The sequence below is a fragment of the Microcoleus sp. PH2017_05_CCC_O_A genome (assembly GCF_020738785.1).
Lineage (GTDB): Bacteria > Cyanobacteriota > Cyanobacteriia > Cyanobacteriales > Microcoleaceae > Microcoleus.
In genome coordinates, this window is the sequence record NZ_JAEQCB010000010.1 from 40,976 (window position 1) to 60,224 (window position 19,249).

The following is a 19,249-nucleotide window of genomic DNA, read 5'->3' on the forward strand; positions in this document are numbered from 1 at the left end:
TCAAAAAGCGCCCCAATAAATTGAACTATCGCCCTTTTTATCGCCGCTGGAACTTGGAGGGGATTTAATTTCCGAATTAGCTGCGGTGACGGGAGACAAATCGCCCGGTAAAGACCGAATTCGCAACTCGTTGAGCAAACCATTAATATGATGCGGCTCAGCATCCAGAATACTTGCTAACGGGAGCAGATTTTGCACTGCATATTCGCCGAGTTGAGCGTTAATACTTTCTGCTAAATAGCATAGCATAATGTATCTGCTACCGCTGCTGATAATATGAAATATTTTCTTGAACTCGTCAAAGTATTGAGTTCCCGGTATAGCTGAAGCGATTTTTGTTTCACCCTTCCAGAATAAATCTACATCTATTTGACTGGCTGGCAAAACTTGAGCTTTAGCAATCCAGACGATATCGAGGATTGGTTCAGAGTCATACTCGTGAAAAATCAGCCGCTTTAAACCAGAGATTAATTCCGGAGAATTGAGAGTTTTTTGCCATTCCCGACACCAATCATTACTTTGAGCATTTAAGGCATTTTTGACTGCCGCCGGACGTTCAATGACATCTTTTAATAAAGAAAGACTTCCGGCTAATTTGGCAAACTTTGGGGAGATTTGCTGGTGCAGTATCTGATTGGAGTCAATATAATCTTTGCGCCAAGGTGCATCGGGGATGAGAACTTGACAGGCGGGAGCAAGTGTGTTGTTTGCAGTAAGAATCGGTGGATTTTTAACTGGGCGGCCTTCTAATGACTGTTGAGATTCTAGGCGACTGATTACCTCAATTGCATAGTTTTTGTCTGCTGCGTTTAACGGCGTATTGCTGTATTCGGCTGCTAATTCTTCGAGAAAATCTAGGTAATCTTGCACAACGGGCGATCGCCCTTGTCCTAAAAGCTGATAGACTTCGGAAAATGGATGAGAAACATCTATCGTTGTGCGGCGGTTCCCGAAAAAAGGCACGTCATCCAAAAAAGCGTGTTTCGGCCGCCAAAACTTGCCCCTAGAATCATCCCACAGACATTGACGCCCAGCAAATCGCTGTTGAATTTGCTGGCGTTGTTCGCTGGAAATACTGCCTTTGATGAAAGTCTCATCAAGATATTTGTAAATTGCCTTGACTGATTGTATTTGTGCGTTTAAATCGTCGGATATTGTGATTTCAACTGTCATTTTCCCAAGTTTTTATTAATGTATCAAAGTGGTCAATAACTGTACTTGTATCTACAGGCATAAAACCAAGTGCTGTTTTGATTTCGGGTTTCAGCAAATCCCGCTGAGGGCGTGCAAATACGAATTTTTGGCTTGCAACTAACCAAACATCTTGAATGAAACAGACATCTTTAGCGCGATACAACCTCGGTTCAGGTATCGCAGCGGCGGGATATTGGCTTAACTTTTGAGGATTTTGCTCAACAGGAAGCCAAGGTTTATCTGCGAGTGTTTCAGCCAGTGTTTTGTTGGTGTTTCCAATTGAGGTATATTTTAGTGCATCCCAATTATCAATGATATAGTTAAAAACCGCAATCGAAGCATCGGTTACTGCGCCTGCACCTGAACGATTCGCAGTTTGAATTAGATTGTCAACACAAACTACAATGTCATCTGCACTCAAGGTTTTTCGCATTCCCAAATTCTCAAAGAATTCGAGCCACAGTGGATAATCCTGCGAGTAAAATTCCATATCTGGAATAGCTGCTAAATTTCCGAGAATGTTGCGGATTACTTGACTTTCGGGATTGTAAATTAGTTCGACAGAGCGCAATCTGCGATCGCTACAGCGTACCAAACGCGCCTTTTTCAGCTCTTCTTTGAATGAAAAAGCATCCTCTCCTGCCTTTTCTAGTTCTTTATAAGCTTCAGTGAGATGCTCTCGAATCCACGCCAGCGCGATTAATTGTTCTTCCGGCGCTAATGAGGCATACTCAGGTAACAAACACTCGCGAATCAGTCTAGCACGATTGAGTACCGGAACTTGCAAAAATTGGAACAGTCGCAGCCATTCTTGGTTTTTTTCTGTCCGTAAAAGCCTCAACGTACCTGCAATTTCCGGCGGTTCGTATCCGCCGCCCGGAAGGTAGACATTTTCATCGTTGAGGGAAACGATTTCGTGGGAAGTTGTGGGGTAAATTGGAAGTTGACGCAGCTTGTGGAGGCTATCTTGGTCGTAATTTGTTGGTTCTGAAGCTGCTAGGAAGTTGAGGAGAGATGTATAATGCTGTTGGTGGTAGGGTGGCAAACCTCGATCGCACCGCGAAGATACCGTGTCTAGGACATCTGGGCCTGTCAGAAAATAGACTAACAGATTTTTGTGTCTTTGGGCAAATTGGGCGATCGCACTTTCAAGTTTTGCCGGTGCTCGGACAAGCGTCACCCCAAAATACTGTACAGCCTCGATGATTTCCGCTGCAATATTATCACCGCACAACAAAGGAGTTCCCGCAGTTCCTCCTTTGTGGAGCTTACCATCATTTCCCGGAACCAGCGGAACCTTCTTTAATTCCTCGACTGTTTCTGACGACAGATATCTAGGCGAGATATTAGAAAAATAATTGTATACGAGAGTCAACCAGTCTGTATTTGGTGGATGTAGTGCATCAGCTTGCCAATCGCATTCTGACTGCGTTGAACTAATGACATGAATCAATTTTTTAGCTACTTCTGTAGCATTCATTTCTGACACACCAATCATGTTATGTCGAGGCACTACATTAGTTAAATCTCGGTGCAAAAACCATTCTAGATGATTGGCAAATATCTGCCTTGATGTATCCTCGGAAAAGTAAATAGTGCCTATCGGGTTGTAACCAAATACTTGTAAAGTATTATTCGCGAGAATAGCTAGCGGCAAACCGCGCAAATCTCGATGATTGTCGCTGATGCAATAGCGCAGCATATTCGCAATCCACTGTCTATTTTGCAGGCTGGGTTTCGGTGCATCTTGCAACGGCACACCTAGCTGTTTGTTTTCAGTTAAGTGCTGGCGCAGATTAGCCGGAGTGAATGTTTGTAATGGCAAACCTGCATCTTTAAAAGCTGCTAAAATTGAATCTGGTAATGGCGGTTCGGGAATGTCGATATTGTCGGCGCGCATTGCTGCTAATAATTCGTCCCACCACTTTTTCGAGGGTAAATTTTTAACTGTCGGAGGTGTCACCCATTTTGTTTGTGACATCGCTACCCCGCTGGATTGATTTTGATTTACAACGTGTTCTACAGCCGATCGCACAACTAATCTCTGATACAATAACTGTATGACACAGCGGTGCAGTTCTTCGAGAGCTTTGCTGACAGTAATTTTGCCAACAGGCCAAAACTTGTAAAATCCCTCTGGCTGATACCGGCCGATATCTTGCACTAAATCAACAATTAAATTAGCATAAGCGTGGGACAAAACGTGCTGTGCGAGTAGATGGTTCCAAATAGATCTCGGTCTATCTTTTCCAGTTTGTCCGCTGTCGCTGCTGAGGTTGTCGCGCGAACTATTTAAGTTGAAAAAACCATTAATGTGAATAGGTAGCCCGGTTTCGAGGGGAAGCGGCAAAAAACAGTAAACTTTTCCGTTGACAGGTTGAGGATTTCCCTCGGTACTCACAGCATTAATTCTTGCAGCAGCGCCCGCCCAAGGCAATACTTTTTCTTGGCTTTCGTACATTGCTTGTATGACTTTTGCCAACTCCCCGCCTTCGTCTGTCCGAATTAAACTGACTGTTCTCCAAGTTGATTTGGTATTTCGATTCCGGCTAATTGTTTCTATGTCGTGGCGGTATGAAACTGATACTAAACCTGCTGGATTATGGTGGCACAATTCCAGCAATTTGTCTGGTGTATCGGGAATTGCATCGAGGAGTTGTTGGCGTGCTTCTCGTACTTCTTGCTGGTTCTGGGTAACAATTGCGAGAATTTCTTGCCTAGTTTCTTGACTGTTGGCGGGAATTTCGTAAACTCTAATTTCCTGAACAGATTTCAAAAATAGCAGTAACTCTTCACCTGAATTAATCAGTTCGTCTAGCAGTTCTTTGATGTTGGATTCGGTGAAAGCTTGTTTGCGAATTTCGCTATTTTTCGCGTGTTCTGCGGTTCTTAAAGGCAAGCGAAACAAAGTGCCTTGAAAATTTGTCTCTCCTAATGGCAATCCTCCCGCTGCGTAGACTTGCATAAAATCGGGATATTTTTCGTACCATTTAGTGTTTGCTAAATTCCACTCGCGCCCGGGTTCTTGTCTGGAAGTGCCGGGGATAGCTGCGCCGTGGGGGTCAAAAAAAATAATGCGATCGCGCGAAACGAAGCTGGGATAATCTGTAACGTGATATATGGCATTAAACCCGACGCCAAATCTACCCGTTTTCTGCAAGTCTCGCGCTTTTTCACTTTGTCCGAGGCTGCGGATGCTGTCAAAGTCTTTATCTGTAAAAACGCGATCGTTGTAGACTAGCATCGCCGGCCCCATGAGCTGTATCATGCGATCGTCAGGCAATTGTTTAGGCTGATGCTGCCGCCAATCCAGAGTAATTTCTACCCGCGTTGCTTTAGCATCGTCAGCATTTTGGATCAACTCTTTGATAATGCCAACGCCTTCGGGATAATCTCGGATAATCCCTCTTAACCGGGCGATTAAGGGTTCGGATTGGTAGAAAGATTTGCCCTCAGTTTCGCTGTTGCTATAAGCCATAGATGTTATGTTCGCTTTCTACCAAATACTATACAAGCAAAGCGTAAATACAAGCAGGATTCCCACTGAGTACCCTACCGAAAGCTATTCGTAATATTCCCATAAAAAACCTCAGACCCGCAAGCCTGAGGACCGGAGTTCCTGAAAATCGTCATTTCTTACTATTATCGTCAACGAACAGCATAAAATACAAGAGGGGTGAAACCCAGCACGGCAGTTGTTGGCAGACTGAGATTTCTTCCTGACTCGCAACGCGAAAGCGGTTTTTGATTCAATACTTCATATCATGTCCGATCGATTGACCGCAATAAGTAAGGTTCGTAGTGCGGACTTCAGTCCGCAGCATTATGCGGACTGAAGTCCGCACTACGAACGGTTTTTGCGATCGAGCCACCGGACATAAGATCGCGCATACATTCACCAGGACGATCGCCATTTATCGATATCGCGCTTGATAATTATGCTTTAGGATGGGGGTCTGTCCTCGATCGCAATATAAGGCTCACCGTGAGTACCCGTATAGATTTGAGTCGGGCGGTAAATGCGGTTTGTCTCTAGCTGTTCCTTCCAGTGGGCCAGCCAACCGGCAACTCGGGCGATCGCAAAAACTGGTGTAAACAAGTCCGTCGGAATTCCCATTTTCCGGTAAACCAGACCAGAATAGAAATCTACATTAGCATAAATTCCTTTGTGAGCCAATTTCTCTTCAACGACTTCTTCCAACTTGACAGCAATGTCGTAATAATCATCGCGACCAAAGTTGTCAAATAACTGTTCCGCTAACCCTTGGAGAATAGTTGCTCTCGGATCTTTCACCTTATAAACTCGGTGTCCGAAGCCCATGATTTTGTCCTTATTTTCAACGCACTTCTCGACAAAAGGCCGCACGTTTGCTACAGAACCAATTTGCTCCAACATCTCAATCACTTCTTCATTCGCTCCCCCGTGCAGCGGCCCCGCCAAAGTGCCAACTGCTGAAGCAATCACCCCGTAAGGATCTGTTAGCGTCGAAGCTGTTACCATTGCCGAAAATGTAGAGGCATTGATAGTATGTTCGGCGTGCAGAGTCAGACAAACGTCAAAAATATTAGCTAACAGCGGATCTGGTTCTCGCTCGTTTAGCATATAAAGAAAGTTAGCCGAGTAGTTCAAGTCATCCCTCGGCCGCACGGGGTCATTACCTCGCCGCATTTGCTGGAACGCTGCTACCATTGTGGGAATCTTAGCTAGCAGCCGCACTACAGCTTCTCGAATATATGCTGGGTTAGCCAGAGCTCGGCGCGAGTAAAATAAACCTAAAGCCGCTGCTGAAGCTTGCAGGGCATCCATGGGATGTCCTCTTTCGGGAAAGCATTTCATCATGTCGCGGATGCGATATTTGATCCGGCGGTGATAGCGAATTTCATGCTCGAAAGCTTCTAGTTCTTCCTTTGTTGGAAGTACACCCCAGATTAATAAATATGACGTTTCGACAAAGGAACTTTTGAGTGCTAGTTCCTCGATGCTAATCCCGCGATATTCCAGCACCCCTTTTTGTCCATCTACGTAACTAATACTGGACAAGGTGGCGGGAACACCTTCTAAACCTGGTTTGAATTCGCCGACGACCATTGCGATACCGTGTTGTGTGAGTTGAATCTAATCAAATTACATTAGCAGAAAGCAAGATCGTGTCACCGTCTTGACCAATAATAATTCGATCGCGACTCAGGCACTCCGGCGCTCAGAAACGGGATTTTTCAACGAAGTTATCAATCGCGCCGCTAGATATTTTCGCCCCTCCCACCCGCTTTCTGCGCCCGAAAATCTGGGTTTAAGAGGGCGATTCGCCGTTTCTAGCAGAGCAAAAACTTGGGCCCAGTCAGCCAGAACATTTGGCTGCGGCCGACTGGGGAACCTGTTTCGGGGAGAATTAAACCGATGATACCTGCTTTTTTGAGAATGAGGGTGTCGTGCGATCGCCCCCAAAGCAAAGTTTCAGCCCAATTGCCCAAATCTGGTTGGTGCCCCACCAGGGCCAAGCTGCGGTTCCCTGTTTCCTGCCACTGCTTGTACCACCTCAGCCAGTCCCCGATGTCTCCTGAAGGTGCGAGGGGGAGGGATTCTTCTATTTTGGAACTCAGACCCGCTGACAGCAGGATTTGGGCGGTTTGTGTGGCGCGTAGTAGGGGACTGGAAAGAATCAGATCGAACTGAATTTCGAGCTCGTACAGCCGCTGAGCGATTTTTCGGGTTTTACGATCGCCCTCTTTAGTTAGGGGCCGTTCCTCGTCTGTATCATATTCTTCGGGTTCCGCTGCGATGCCGTGACGGACTAGGTAGAGATGCACGCTTGGCTGTCCTTTTTGATAGTTGTGCGATGGCTACGCCCCGGCTTACGCCTACGTACTTCCTTTGAAATTGGGTGCGATCGCATTTTCGCGCCATTCATTGTACAACTGCCTTACAATCCTGCGCTGTCGTCAGGTTTACTTCAAAAGTACGTTAAAGGTACGTTGTTGCGCTTTAGCGCTCTATTCTAGACTAATAGAGCGCTAAAGCGCAACAACGTACCTTAGATATCGGTTGAAAAACTCGGCTTATTCAGCCTGCGTGCCTAAATCCCGAGTGCAATCTAAACCAGAAGGAAATCTGATTGAGAAATCAAGTTATTTGCTCCAATTACCGTCGCCAAGACTTCCCCAGTGCTGGCAAATTTCAGGAAGGTAGTGTTAGCACTTTGGCTGATTTGTAACTGCGACAAATTCAAACCACCTGTGATGACAAATTTATCCGAACCAACCTCAAAATTAACAATCGTATCCGCGCCACTGCCAGGGTTTAACACAAAGCGATCGCTGCCAATACCTCCAATCAGAGTATCGTCACCCATATCGCCAATCAACCAATCATCACCCATACCACCGGTGAGTAAATCGTTATCTTTACCACCGATTAAAGTATCGTTACCTTCACCGCCAGCGAGCGTATCTTGTCCTTCATTACCGTTGATCCAATCATCGCCAGCACCGCCATCAATACAATCTTGCTGACCGATCGCACCGACAGCAACAGAGATACCTTTGTTATCTCCAAAAATCGTATCGTTGCCATCATTGCCACAGAGCATATCATTACCATTATCACCGAACATCAAGTCATTGCCTGCATCACCGTGAATAATGTCATCATCCTTGCCACCGCGTAGGGTATCGTCGTCTTTGCCGCCACTAATAGTGTCATTCGCTTCATCTCCGTTGAGGAAGTCGTTGCCACCACCACCAAATAGCAAGTCGCGTCCTTGTGTATCTCGCACCAACGAATCTGTCGTACCGCCGTACAGGATATCGTTACCGCTATCGCCGATCAAAGTATCGGAACCTATTTCGCCCCAGATCAGGTCGTTGTCTTTGCCACCGTAAGCTTTGTCGTTACCTTTACCGCCATATACGGTATCGTTGCCATTGCCACCAGCGATTAAATCCGCACCTCGATCGCCAAATATTAAGTCTCCTTCGTTAGAAGTATCAGCCATCGGGTTGCCGTAATCGCCGACGATGGTGTCTCCATCTTCGCCACCGTAGAGGGTGTCGGAACCGAGCTCGCCATATACCAAATCGCTGCCTTTTCCTCCGAAAGCTTTGTCGTTTCCCTCCCCTCCAACTAGGGTGTCGGTTCAGTATTAAAGGTTGACACAAGCGACATAGTATGTATGTTGATGTAGACCTTGGCAGGGCTCTCGCATGAGGACAAAAAAATGGTTGGCGATCTGGTAATGCGATCGCACCGAGTGTCGCGGTTGCAGGGCTGGTAGCACCTTTGTCATCGGTAGCGCTGTAAGTAAAATTAGCGCCGTTGAATGTGCCTGTCGATTTGAAGAATAACTGACTAATTTGAGCCGGAGTCAGGGTTTGACCTGCTATGACTGCCACTCCACCTGTTGCCGGATCTCCTAGAAATAAGACGCCTTGGGCTGCTGGCGGTAGCGTGTTGACGGTGTAAGATGCGATCGTCCCGTCAGCATCTGTAGCACCCAATCCGGTTACAGGGACGGTGCTACCAGGATTGACTGTAGTGCTGGGGCTAGCTGTAACAGGAGGTTGGTTCGCAGCAACAGCAGTTAAGTCAGTCGCACTGTTGTTGTTGCTAACGATCTTATCGACGATACCTTCTGGCGGAGTTGCCGTAGCTGTGTTGCTAATCGTAGTGTCGATCGCGCTATTAGCAACAGTACCAGTAACAATATAGGTAGCAGTCGATCCAGCATCTAGATCCAGTTTCGTATTGATGTTGTTGCCCGAACCCGATCGATCCGCAGCAGTCGGGAAAGCACCTACACCTGAAAGCGAAGCAGTCCAAGTGACTCCCGTCAAGCTAGCAGGAAGGTTATCGGTAAAGGATATACCTTTTATGTAGCAGGAACTGTTGTTTGTAACAGTAACTGTATAACTCAGAAGAGTGCCTGGTGTTGCAGTAGTCTGCCCGTCAGTTTTTGTGACTGCTAAGTCAGCATCGGGAGTTGGTGTCGGTAGGGTTATGCTGCCTCCGGTGTTGACACTGGTAATTAAGACGTTACCGTTGGCGATCGCATAAATAACGTTTGGCTGGCAGTCAACCGCTAGCGTGGACTGATAATCCGCGATCGCATCTACTTGAAAAGCTAAGGGAGATTCGATCGCTCCTGTTAATTTCTCTAAATTCCAGTTGCCGCCCAGTAGTGCGCTGCCCGTCAAATCTGTTGAAGCTGCAATATCAGCACCAGTTAAATAGCCTATTTTGTTTACGAAGTTTTCGCCTAATTCGCCAGCCGCCACATCGCAGCCGTAAATCAGAATATCGGCATTAGTAGTAAGTAAGTGAGTTTCCCCACTGTTGCAACTGTTCGCTATAGGTATTTAGTGTCTCAGAGTTGAGTCTTGTTGCACCCAATTGCAAGTTTCCAGAACCCCCGTGAGAAACAATATGAACGCTTTTAATATCACTCCGGCTGGCTAAAACTTCGCTAATTTGTTCTACTCCATCCCGCGCTGAATCTAAGATAAATACTTCTGTTCCCGGTCTGGCTCCGCTGGCGAGACTCTGATAATTATCTACATTTCCATCTATAAGTAGTAGTTCTTTTTTTGGTTTTACTTGTGGAATTAAGTTTATGGCATTTACATAGCTAGCAACAGTAATTTCCGAAAAATTAGAACCATTATTTTGATCGCTTGTCTCAAGAATATTCATTGTCTTTGATGGCGGATGTATTGTTTTTTATATTTAACCTACCCCTTTCTTTGGTAAGAACCTTCAGTATATTCCACATACTTTTGAATTGCATCAATTGATAATATATATGCAATTTAAAAAACAAAAAGAGCAACTATTGCGTAAAACCATTATTCTGCAATGGTTTTGCCGCAAGTTAGTTACCCTTTAACACAAAGATATTTTTTAGAGTACCCACAAAAGACTCAAGAATTTCAGGATGTGTTTATTACAAGCCTTTGGGTTTTTGCACTATTTGAAATTAAGTTAGCAAGCTATCTAAAACCTGATGGGATTTAAAACTTTTACTAATTTAATTATCAAATTGTTGTCTTTGATACAATTTTGTCAGATTTACCTTGCTAAGTCATTGGCCATTATGCTTATCTATTTTTTCACTCGTAAGCCATTTATCGGCAGTAGATTTACTTACATCAAATTTCAATAATGGTTCGATACTTATAGCGATCGCCAAAACGCTGAAAACTTTATTAATTGCTGAAACGTTTGTTTTTATTGGTTAGTGGTTATTGCTTCTTGCCTGTTTCTTCTTACTTCTGCTACGGATACTTATGTGTTTTCCCCTACGTATTTCTGTGATGACTCCACTTTATTTGCATCTAGAAGCCGATCGACTCCTGTGCGATCGTACTTTTGATCCAAATTCTGTCTTTGCCTTCGTGGCTGCGGAAGTTAGTAAAACCTATAGCGGATCTAGCTCTCATATTCGCGGACGTTGTTGGGAAGAGAGCCCTATACGTTTAAGCGGTTCTATAAGTTGTCAGTCATACCCCACCTTTTTGAGAAAGGCTATATATCGTATATAACTATTTATTCATTTAGTCGATATTGACGCTAAATTTAGTAACCAAGAGATAATTTCTCTGGCAAAATATGAGAGGCCGCCAAAAATCTATGGCAACCCCCTTTTTTTCTGGCTTATCCTATAACGGTTCTCATAAAGATCGCGTATCACAAATTATGGTACGACGATATGATTGCGATCGCACACACGCCCGGAGATCGTCTTTACTTCCACAAATCTCAGAAAGTTTATAGGAACTATCAACAGCAATTACCAATTACCCAGGATTAGATATACTTCATCTTTCTCAAAAAGACGAAGTATGATTGTTATTGGAGTTTTTGGTGCGTCCGCAAGTTGAGTGTACCATCACCACAAGAGGGCTCTCTTCCCAACAACGTACCTTCTCAAAAAGACGAAGTATGATTGTTATTGGAGTTTTTGGTGCGTCCGCAAGTTGAGTGTATAGCGGTTATCACAAAGATGAGGTATGTTGTTGGGCTTCAGCCCTCTGAGTTTAGTGGTTATATAAGTTGTCAGTTATACCTCATCTTTTTGAGAAAGGCTATATCATCACCAAAAGAGGGCTCTCTTCCCAACAACGTACCTTCTCAAAAAGACGAAGTATGACTTTTATTGGAGTTTTTGGTGCGTCGGCAAGTTGAGTATACAATCACCAAAAGAGGGCTCTCTTCCCAACAACGTACCTTCTCAAAAAGACGAAGTATGACTTTTATTGGAGTTTTTGGTGCGTCCGCAAGTTGAGTGTACCATCACCACAAGAGGGCTCTCTTCCCAACAACGTACCTTACTCTTGGAGAGAAAGGCTATACAAACTTTAACGATCGTAAACTGGATTATCGGTAGGACTAATTAAACTCATTAATTTTTGCTTAATTTGAGAATCGAATACTTCCCATTTGTGCCTTGCATAATCGCTATTCTCATTTCCACCCGAAAGAAATCCTACCGGAATTTCAAAACCGCCCGCTTGACTTCTTCCACCGCCAAAAAAGCGTCCTTGAGCATCTTGACCGAAGGCTTCTTTAATAAATTCGTCGGGGTCTAGAGTCAGTTTATTCGTTCGCAGCGATCCGATTACTACTTCGATTTCTTCGTCTTTGTCGTGCACAATTGCGTAGACAACGGCTGTATGTACGTTCTCTTCTGTTACTAAAAAGTCCGCTGCTTGGGGAATGGAATCCCGATCGTCATAGCGGAGGTAGCCGATGCCCGCGATCGAGAAATTGTTCTGGACGATGCGGTGTTTGAGCGATCGCTCGATCGCATCCATCACCCATTTAGAACGAGACGACTGTAACACCGCATTCAGCAACTGCGGGTCATAAAATCGGCTCAAATAAGCCGCAGCTAAGAATTCCTCCTCCTGTGCTTGTCTGAGGGCATTGGTATCCGATCGCAAACCGTGCATCAAAGCCGTAGCACACTTGACGTGCTGGCTGACACTACCGTCAAAAGCCACCATTCCAGCCTGCAAATACTCGGTAAAAATCGTGGCTGTAGCGCGGATATCCGGACGCAAATCGGTAAATTCTGCGTTCATTTCCCCCTGCAAACTGTGGTGGTCGATTACTGCTGCGATCGGCACTCCTGCCCCTAAAATAAACTCAGTTAAGTTACAAGTCGTGCCTTGGTTGTCGATGAAAACGCAACCCTGATACGCCGACAAATCCTTCGTTTTTGTCGTTTCCAGCGTCCACCGCTGCAACGGTAACCCGGTCAATTTAACTAAGGCAATATTTTCTTGGTGGCTGAGGGCACCGGCGTAGATAATCTCGCATTGAATATCGTACTGTTCGGCGATTAATTTGTAAGCCCAAGCGCTCGAAAGTGCGTCAGGGTCGGGAAAATCTTGCAATAATATTAACTGGCGATCGCCTCTGTGCCGATCGAACATTTGGCGCAATTGCTCAACTTTGCGATCGGGTAATTCTCCGCGGAGACTGGCGCGATCGTCTTCCGAAGCAACTTCGGCTTTGCTGCGCCGTTTCCCAGGTGTACTCGCGGATGGTACAACCTCAGCTTCGTGGTTGTCAGATACTTCATCTGAATTGGTAGGCTGGTGGTCTTTCATTGTTAAAAATTCAAAATCTAATTTTTTCAGTATTTGCGCGCCAAAAGCAATTAACCCGGTTTCTTTGTAGATACCGCGCTGTCAAACCGAATATTTCCGAAGAGAAACCGGAGTTAAGAGTCTTTAACTATTTAACTTTTCAACTCAAAACTATTGGCCCGGCGCACTCATGGCCCCACGCCTACAACTCAAAACTTCCGCAAAAAACCCCCGCGCTTTCTTGCGACAGGGGGTTTCAAAGGCCGATTACATATTTTTGCCATTCTTGGTGCATACCACTCTTAACGTGTCTAGTCACTTCAAAATAAAGACCGCTGTGAGGTTTCCTGGGCGGATAGCGCAGCAGCATTCCCGCTTCTTTCGGGGTGCGACTGCCTTTATTGACATTGCAGCGCACGCACGCCGTAGCGAGGTTTTCCCAACTTTCGCCTCCCCCGCGCGATCGAGGAATCACGTGATCCAGGGTCAAATCGTCCCCGGTATAGCCACAGTATTGACAAGAGTGGGCGTCCCGGTGCAAGATGTTCCGGCGGGTAAGCGGAATATCCTTATAGGGAACTCGGACGTAATGCCGCAGTCGAATCACAGTTGGTAGCGGGAAGTTTGGCGCAATAAATTTCCCGTTATGTTCTACCTGTTCTGCTTTTCCTTTCAGCAACAAAACTACCGCTCTTCGCCAATTGGTGATGTTGAGCGGTTCGTAGGAGGCATTCAGCACCAGAACATTGCCCATTGTTGATTATTAAAGAGAAGATTTTTATTGATGCTAACACAGGTTTCAGTTTAGGGGGGCGGACTCAGGAAGGGCAAGGCTCAACAAAAAACGGCTAAAAACCTTACCTTTACCCTATACCTTCGCGCCTGATCCCCTGCGGCTGCACCTATTTTGTGCCACAACGTTTGTCAGCCAGGGATTTTCCGTGGGTTTTGGTCTGAATAATGGCAGTATGGGCGATCGTCTCCGTTGGCGTAGCCCCCGTAGGGGGCGGGCTTCGCTAACGGCAAAACTTTACAGAATAAATTTTATTTTTTTCCCTAAATGCCTAATCTTCCCGGCAAGCAGAAGTCTAACTTTTTAGAGTATTAGTAACCATAAATGAAAAAGCTTATTACCGCCCATGAAATTTCGGCTTTTAAAGTCAGCTTTTAGTGTGTCAATTATTGCCCTTGCAGCTCCGATTTTAGCAAACAGTCAGGCTTTTGCCCAAACTCCGTCATTTTTCTGTGGCGCTGCTGGTGGCCGCCCGGCCACAATTGCTGTCCAACAAGGCAAAAATATTCCCGTTATTCTATGGGTAGCTGATAACTATTTCAATGAATCAGGAGAAGACGCCATTACTCGCTGCACCCGAGTCTCGGGAATTCTCAACAACTCGCAACCCCAAGGAAGCTGGGACAATATTGTCACAGCAGGTGCATCTTCCAGCGGTCAACTAATTATTTGTGCAGCTAATCCTCAAGACGGTTCCTGTAGATTATTATATCAAGTCCCAAAAGGGCAAAATCCCGAACAAGCCAGACAAGAACTTTTAAGAAGAGTTAAAAATCCTAATGTAAGTGTTTCGCCTGTTAAGGTAAATTAAACAGTTGACAGTTGACAGTTGACAGTTGACAGTTGACAGTTGACAGTTGACAGTTGACAGTATTTGTAGGGTGCGTCGCCATTGCTTATCCCCAAAAAAGAGTGACAATCTCATAGCGACGCACCAAACACACCCTACAAACCAGGAGCATCTCAGTTTTGCATTTGTAGTGCTGTCCCCGCTCGCACTGAAAGAAAAAATGCTTTTTGCAAAAATGAGATGCTCCCTACAAACCCAGGTCAAAAAAGTCCATGGATAGGGAAACGACATTACCGCGTGCGTATTTCCATGTTTTATTACTACTTGCAGATAGTGGAAACCCTTCTCAAATACTCCGGTTTGCTGCTGAGAAAATCGCAGCTTTGCTTCAGCAATTCTTCCAACCCTTCAACCTGCCTCAACCAGACAGTACCATTGCTTCCCGCTACAGCAATTTGCTTCCCATCTCCACTCCAACCGACACTAACAACATTCTCCTCAAAAGTAAATTGAGCAACCGGGCGCCCCGCTAAATTCCACAGCCGCACAGTCTTATCAATTCCCACAGTAGCCAGCCTTTCTCCGTCGGGACTAAAACTAATTAATTTCGCATCTAAATGCAAGGTTTCAAATTCACTAACTAATTCTTTGGCTGACAGATTCCACAGTCCGACTTTGCCATTTAATGTTACTGTAGCAAAGCGATACTGCTGTCGATCTGGACTGAAACTAATCCCAATTGCCTGCACCGGCAGCGTTTTTTCCAGTTGTCCCGACAAATCCCAAACTCGCACTGTAGATTTGCCGTCTAAAGTCGTCAAAAAATCGCCGCTGGGGCTAAAATTAACGCTTCTCACTAAACCATTGTGACCGGGAAGCTTCACTGCCGCAAATAACTTTTCTTTCGGACTAAAACTAATACTGTTAACAGAGCCTTCAATTCCTTTCAACTGAGAAATATTTTTTCCTGACAAATTCCAGAACTTAACTGTGCTATCGCTTCCGGCAGTTGCTAAAAATTTACCATCTGGGCTAAAGCTTACCATATTCACTGACTGCTGTAAAGCTTTCCATTCAGCAATTTTCTGCCCGTAAAAGTTCCAAATTCTTACTCTATCGTCTATTCCTGCGGTTGCCAAAATTTTACCGTCAGGGCTGAAACAGATGCTGGTAACAGCACCTGTATGAGCTTGCCAATTCATCTTTCTTGGTGGAAGTGATGGTGCTTTAATCTGCTGTTTTTTGCTAATTTCGTCGAGAATAACTTGTAAGGCTAACAGCGGTCTAGTTGCCGGATATTGTTCGAGATGTTGTTTGTTTTCAACTAAGGTTCTTAATTTTTTACCAGAGGCGATCGCCCTTAGCAAAGCTTCCGATAAAGCTTCGCTGCTCTCGTTTTTTTGAGATACTGCCAACAGTAAAGCATCGCTGCCATTTTGTTCGATTTCAATACTTGCTTGTGCTAGTTTAAACCGCTGGTAAGCGAGAGTTGAAAAGCCGATCGCCCCAATCAACGATCCGGCCAGTACCGCTGAACCGATGCCGATCCACTGTTGGGCTTTTTGCTTGGCTGCGCCAGCTTCACTCAAAGCTGTTTCGGCATCGCGCGTCGCTTTTTGGGTTTCTAGTTTAGCTGCCAGCAGCAGTTGATTTTGGTCGCTCAAAATCAGTTTTTGGCTGGCTGTCAAAAATTGAAAGTCTTCGTTTCTCAAACTTTTGTCTGCCGCCCAAACTAATGCTGATTGCAAATCTTCGCCGCGCAACAGTTGGGAGTCATCTTGAGAGTTAGAATTCAGCCAGACTTTGATAGCTTCCGAGTAAGGTAAGAGTTTTTCTAAGTTTTTGGCGATTAAGTCTTTGTTAAAGACAGCTTGATAAATAGGATTAGAAATAGTTAATTTTTCCCGGCGCTTGACGATTAATCCGCTTAATCGCAATTCCATTTGTTCCGCACTACCATCGGGGACGATTTCAATTTGCTGTAAAATTTGCTGATACAATCCGAGTCTTCTGACAATCCGCTGGTTTTCTCGAAAAAGCCGATCGCGAATTGTGGACAAATGTTCGGGAACATCCTGAGATTCCCAATTCTCCACAATCTTCAAGCGCACTACTTTCTCAACCCACTCTCGCGGATTTTGAATGCGATCTTGCTCCCCCCCTTGACAAGGGGGGGCTGGGGGGGGTGCATTTTCAAATAAAAGTTTGCACAGCTTTTGACTCAAAAACGGTTGCCCGCCCGTCCAATACAAAACCTCTCTCAACACTTCAGCAGAGCGATCTGTCAGCTCTGCCAACCCGGCTGCTAGCGGTTGAGCTTCTGTTTCATCAAAACCAGTTAATTCGATCGCCCTACCGATATTAAAAGGCGTGTTGCTGGCAAGATTCTTGTCGCGGCACAAATCCGTCGGCGATGCTACGCCCAAGAGTGCCCAGGTTAGGCGATCGAACTCTGAGTTATTGGCGCGCTTGTTATAGCACGATCGAATTAGGGCTAGGAAATCATCGGCGGGAAAATCCAGGGCGAGAATGCTGTCGATTTCGTCGATAAAAATGACAATATTGGTGGAAATATTGGCTAACAGCACGGTTTCGATGAATTCGCTCAATCTTTGCACCGGAGTTAAAAAATTGCGATCGCGCCACCAAGTCCGCACGTTGACAATATCCGACAGATTAAAGTTATTTTCGAGAATGCGTAGCAACCCAGCATACCACTGTTCGGGAGTCACGCCGCGGTTGCCAATTTCCGAAATGTCGATCGCAGCACAAGCAATTCCCTCATTTCTCAGCCGCTGAATTGTCCGCACCTGCAAGCTAGATTTGCCCATTTGGCGCGAATTCAAAACATAGCAAAATTCCCCCGCCTTCAATCCGTTATAAAAGTCGTCATCTGCTTGGCGCTTCACATAATTCGGAGCGTTATTGGTGAGACTGCCGCCGACTTGATAGTAACTGGGTTTTGCGGTAAAATTCATATAATTCATTCGGCGGTTAAAACCGCTACTACACAAACAAAGTCCGCGCAACGCGAGACTGAAGAATTCAAGTAAAATTTTGGATGATATATTGTACCATAATATAGCATGAAAACAGATTGGATTGGATATCACCGCGACAAAGACAAGTTAAGAACTGAAATTTGGTCTTTGCTGAAAGATCAAGCCGCATCTGTTGGCGATCCGTTTGGTCATATTCCCAATTTTGTCGGCGCCGAGTTGGCGGCTGAAAAATTGGCGAGTTTACCAATTTGGCAACAGGCAAAAACGATTAAGTGCAATCCAGATTCGCCACAAATTCCGGTGCGGATGCGGGCTTTGCAAGACGGAAAACGCTTGTATATGGCAGTACCGCGCTTGACAGACGATCGCTGTTTTGTCGAGTTAACGGCAGAAGATTTGCACAAGCACAATATGCCACTAGCCGAAAGTGCGTTAGCGAAGCCCTCGAAGAGGATCGCCCGTAAAGCCCTCAGTTGCGGAAAATTGGTAAGCTTTGAAGAAATGGAGCCGATCGATTTAGCAATAGTCGGCTGCGTAGCGGTGGCGCGCAACGGGGGAAGAACCGGCAAAGGTGCAGGATTTGCTGATTTAGAATTGGCGATGTTGACAGAATTCGGGTTAGTAGAAATCGATACGCCGATTGTGACTACAGTGCATCCTTTGCAAATTGTAGAAGATTCGCGTTTGCCGATGCAGCCTCACGATTGGGCGCTGAATTGGATTGTGACTGCCCAGGAGGTAATTGAGACTAATACGAGTTATCCGCGTCCAACTGGGTTAAACTGGGATAGTTTGCGATCGGAACAGTTGGCACAAATTCCGATTTTGCGAAAATTAAGAGAAGAAAACTAGATAACGAGTTTCTTTGCTAAACTTGTCTACAGTTTACTATTGCAGAAAATATGAAAGTTATTTTGGGCGACATCACAAAACTCGAAGTTGATGCGATCGTGAATGCTGCAAATACCAGTTTACTTGGTGGTGGTGGAGTAGATGGAGCAATACACAGAGCAGCAGGATCGGAACTGTATGACGAATGCCGATTGCTGGGAGGATGTAAGACTGGAGATGCTAAACTAACTAAGGGATATAAATTGCCTGCACGCTTCGTCATCCACGCAGTAGGGCCAGTATGGCGGAAGGGTAATGATGGAGAACCAGAACTCTTAGCCGAGTGTTACCGTAAGTGTATGCAAATTGCCGCAGAACAACAGTTTGAGAGTTTGGCATTTCCTTGCATTAGCACCGGCATTTACAGCTTTCCTAAAGCTCTAGCAAGTGAGATTGCAGTGAAGGTATGCTGGGAATATATACAAAATAATGGTGGTTCTCAAAAAGTAATTTTTTGCTGTTTCGATCAAGAGAATTATGAAATCTACGAAAGGATTATATCTAAATACAACCCTAAAAAACCTCTCTAAAACTTCGTCTGATGCACCCTACAAGTTAAAACTCCTTATCATATAGAGGAGACGGCATTGCCGTGTCCCTACGTGATGAATTGTAGGGACAAAGGCCAAGCCGTCTCCTCCGTCTTCTCCGTTGATATCATTCCGATACAAACGGAATTGATATTATTTCATAATATATCTAATTTGTAGCCAAAATGCGCCAGATAATGAAAGCAGTAAGGCCTAGATAACCAAACACGGTTATCCAATCTAGCCAATTATCGGAAGTTATCAAAAAAATATCGTTCATGGGCTGTTTTAATGTAAAAAGAGGTAGATTGTGATTTTTCGTTAGGTGGGGGCGGGTTTATGAGATTGTCGGTTTTAGGCAATTATTGTTGGTGAACCCGCCCCTTGTATCTTAAAAGAGTCAGGCGATCAAACCGTAGACCGCAGGCTATAGAACCGAAGACACGGTTGTAATCAAACCGCA

Annotated in this window: 13 protein-coding genes and 1 pseudogene; 3 read left to right on the top strand and 11 right to left on the bottom strand. The window is 45.1% G+C overall.

All coding sequences use genetic code 11. The annotated features are described in order from the left end of the window. The 10 genes and pseudogenes from JGK20_RS03715 to JGK20_RS03760 all read right to left on the bottom strand — a co-directional run bounded on the left by JGK20_RS03715 (position 1) and on the right by JGK20_RS03760 (position 13,534). The gene (locus JGK20_RS03715; protein WP_293190124.1) at positions 1-1,173 is read right to left on the bottom strand and encodes a hypothetical protein; all 1,173 of its coding nucleotides are present in this window, start codon (positions 1,171-1,173) and stop codon (positions 1-3) included. Further along, positions 1,163-4,672: a hypothetical protein gene (locus JGK20_RS03720; protein WP_293229377.1), complete on the bottom strand. Its 3,510-nt coding sequence runs from the start codon at positions 4,670-4,672 to the stop codon at positions 1,163-1,165. The genes JGK20_RS03715 and JGK20_RS03720 overlap by 11 nt, the downstream gene beginning before the upstream one ends. 271 nt (positions 4,673-4,943) lie before the next feature. Continuing rightward, positions 4,944-5,108 (bottom strand): hypothetical protein, encoded by a 165-nt coding sequence (locus tag JGK20_RS03725; protein WP_293186328.1) that lies wholly within the window; start codon positions 5,106-5,108, stop codon positions 4,944-4,946. Positions 5,109-5,137: 29 nt separating this feature from the next. Then, positions 5,138-6,283, bottom strand: a complete 1,146-nt coding sequence (locus JGK20_RS03730) for a citrate synthase (protein ID WP_293229380.1) — start codon at positions 6,281-6,283, stop codon at positions 5,138-5,140. Between the two features lie 224 nt (positions 6,284-6,507). Beyond that, entirely contained in the window at positions 6,508-7,002 is a 495-nt protein-coding gene (gene sixA, locus JGK20_RS03735) for a phosphohistidine phosphatase SixA (protein WP_293186333.1), read from the bottom strand. A 284-nt stretch (positions 7,003-7,286) separates the two neighbouring features. Then, complete coding sequence (locus tag JGK20_RS03740; RefSeq protein ID WP_293190128.1) at positions 7,287-8,267, bottom strand: calcium-binding protein; 981 nt, start codon at positions 8,265-8,267, stop codon at positions 7,287-7,289. A 523-nt stretch (positions 8,268-8,790) separates the two neighbouring features. After that, positions 8,791-9,465: pseudogene (locus JGK20_RS34425) on the bottom strand (DUF4347 domain-containing protein); the annotation flags it as partial. Positions 9,466-9,493: 28 nt separating this feature from the next. Then, entirely contained in the window at positions 9,494-9,880 is a 387-nt protein-coding gene (locus JGK20_RS03750) for a DUF4347 domain-containing protein (RefSeq protein ID WP_293213178.1), read from the bottom strand. A 1,664-nt stretch (positions 9,881-11,544) separates the two neighbouring features. Then, on the bottom strand, positions 11,545-12,801 hold the full coding sequence (locus tag JGK20_RS03755) for a bifunctional oligoribonuclease/PAP phosphatase NrnA (protein ID WP_293185659.1): 1,257 nt from the start codon (positions 12,799-12,801) through the stop codon (positions 11,545-11,547). Between the two features lie 235 nt (positions 12,802-13,036). Then, positions 13,037-13,534: an HNH endonuclease gene (locus JGK20_RS03760; protein ID WP_293148535.1), complete on the bottom strand. Its 498-nt coding sequence runs from the start codon at positions 13,532-13,534 to the stop codon at positions 13,037-13,039. A gap of 418 nt (positions 13,535-13,952) precedes the next feature. Here JGK20_RS03760 and JGK20_RS03765 point away from each other — a divergent pair, with 418 nt between their 5' ends. Continuing rightward, the gene (locus JGK20_RS03765) at positions 13,953-14,384 is read left to right on the top strand and encodes a COP23 domain-containing protein (protein ID WP_293229386.1); all 432 of its coding nucleotides are present in this window, start codon (positions 13,953-13,955) and stop codon (positions 14,382-14,384) included. Positions 14,385-14,683: 299 nt separating this feature from the next. Here JGK20_RS03765 and JGK20_RS03770 read toward each other — a convergent pair whose 3' ends face one another. Beyond that, entirely contained in the window at positions 14,684-17,341 is a 2,658-nt protein-coding gene (locus JGK20_RS03770) for an AAA-like domain-containing protein (protein WP_293229389.1), read from the bottom strand. 108 nt (positions 17,342-17,449) lie between these two features. On the opposite strand from JGK20_RS03770, the gene JGK20_RS03775 reads away from it, so the two are divergent. Together JGK20_RS03775 and JGK20_RS03780 are read left to right on the top strand one after the other, a co-directional pair. Beyond that, positions 17,450-18,217 carry a 5-formyltetrahydrofolate cyclo-ligase gene (locus JGK20_RS03775; RefSeq protein ID WP_293185665.1) on the top strand — a complete coding sequence of 256 codons (768 nt, stop codon included), beginning with the start codon at positions 17,450-17,452 and terminating at the stop codon, positions 18,215-18,217. A 50-nt stretch (positions 18,218-18,267) separates the two neighbouring features. Next, positions 18,268-18,786 carry an O-acetyl-ADP-ribose deacetylase gene (locus JGK20_RS03780; RefSeq protein ID WP_293185667.1) on the top strand — a complete coding sequence of 173 codons (519 nt, stop codon included), beginning with the start codon at positions 18,268-18,270 and terminating at the stop codon, positions 18,784-18,786. The last annotated feature ends 463 nt before the right edge of the window (positions 18,787-19,249 follow it).